Raw genomic sequence first — 1,658 nt, 5'->3', positions numbered from 1 at the left:
ATTCCGTTGCAGTCCCATCCAAATAACAAGCCAAACCGCTTGTTGCGCTGGTAAACGTCGTCGCCTAATACTTGCTTTAGATGTATCAAGCAAAGCTTGCTCTATCCATTCAAGTTGAATGGCATTAACTACAGACTCGTAGTTTTTACCATCCTCTATTGTTTCATGAGCCAAAACCAACTCTTGAGCAAACATAAAAAATCCCCACTAACGTTGTTAGTGGGGATTATCATACGATCCCAAGATCATTCAAGTCTCTAAACCGATCAGCATTAAACCCCTCAGCTCCCGTTTTAAAGACACTGGCACCATACGTAGATGGCTTTGAAGCGGCCTCAGGCGGAGAGCTCTCCCACCTCCACCAGCAGCAACTCAACAAGCCCCTAATCTTCGGCGGACCAGGAAAAATGCCGAGTGAGTTAGCACAGGCGATTGAGCTCGATGTTGAGGCGATTCACGTTGAAAGCCTAACCGAGTTACAACGCATTGGCTCACTGACGGAAACGCTCAAGCGCCCAGCTTCAATTTTCCTCCGGATGAACATCGATATTGGTGACATCACCTTAAGCAAACTGGCAATGGGCGGAAAGCCGACCCCATTTGGATTGGATGAAACAGAACTGAACAATGCTCTGACTTTGTTGCGTGAATACCCCCAAATAAAATTAAAAGGCTTCCACTTCCACCTTATGTCGCATCAGCTTGATGTCGATCGTCACCTTGCATTGATGCAACGCTATTTCCAAGTGGTCAAAGCCTGGCAAGCGAAGTTTGAGCTAGGAGAATTGATGATCAATCTTGGTGGTGGCATGGGGATCAACTACCGAAATCCTGAGCAGCATTTTCCGTGGATGGAGTTTTGCGACAAGTTAGAGTTCCTTATCGCCAAAGAGCAAATTCAAGGCTGGAAACTGCGCTTTGAATGTGGGCGTTATATCTCCGCACCTTGTGGCTATTACGTAATGGAAGTATTGGATATTAAACAGAACCTTGGGGAGAAGTTCGTCATCGCCCGCGGAGGAACACATCACTTCCGCACACCAGCTGCACAAAGTCATGATCATCCGTTTACCATTGTGAAAAACAAACTGCCACCTGTTATCTCGCAGCCAATACACCATGAACAAGCGACTCTCGTTGGCCAACTATGCACACCAAAAGACGTACTGGCACGCAATCAACATATTGAACAGATCGACATTGGCGATTATGTGGTTTTCACCCTAGCTGGCGCTTATGCATGGAACATCTCCCATCAGAACTTTTTGATGCATGAACCTCCGGTGTTCCACTATTTCTGATTAGAAACGGCAAATCAGCCCCCACACGATTGGGGGCTAATTATATGGTCCGCCTCACTCTCAAGCCCTACGCTTAGAGTAGGCTCTCAGAACGAGATGAACCATATGTCTACCATTTACATCTTAGGTATCGATTTAGGCAAGCACTGCTTTCATGCGGTTGGCAACAATCACACTGGCAAAGACGTTATTCGCCGTAAGTTTAGTCGAAGCCAACTACTCCGTTTCTTATCTGTACTTGAACCTACCATCATCGCTTTTGAGGCCTGTGGCGGTGCTCACTGGCTTGCGAGAAAGTGTGAAGCCTATGGGCATCGAGTTCGACTTATTCCACCTCAATATGTAAAACCTTACGTC

At 46.6% G+C, this 1,658-nt stretch carries 1 protein-coding gene and 2 pseudogenes; 2 read left to right on the top strand and 1 reads right to left on the bottom strand.

All coding sequences use genetic code 11. From position 1 onward, the window contains the following. On the bottom strand, positions 1-195 hold a 195-nt coding region (locus B853_RS15625), incomplete at its 3' end, for a transposase domain-containing protein (RefSeq protein WP_211285374.1). 77 nt (positions 196-272) lie between these two features. Here B853_RS15625 and B853_RS15620 point away from each other — a divergent pair. Together B853_RS15620 and B853_RS15615 are read left to right on the top strand one after the other, a co-directional pair. Then, positions 273-1,301, top strand: a pseudogene (locus B853_RS15620) (type III PLP-dependent enzyme); the annotation flags it as partial. A 105-nt stretch (positions 1,302-1,406) separates the two neighbouring features. Then, positions 1,407-1,658 (top strand): annotated as a pseudogene (locus tag B853_RS15615) (IS110 family transposase); the annotation flags it as partial.

The organism is Vibrio rotiferianus CAIM 577 = LMG 21460 (assembly GCF_002741985.1).
Lineage (GTDB): Bacteria > Pseudomonadota > Gammaproteobacteria > Enterobacterales > Vibrionaceae > Vibrio > Vibrio rotiferianus.
Note: the sequence above shows the minus strand (reverse complement) of the source record. Positions and strands in the feature narration are given on the sequence as shown.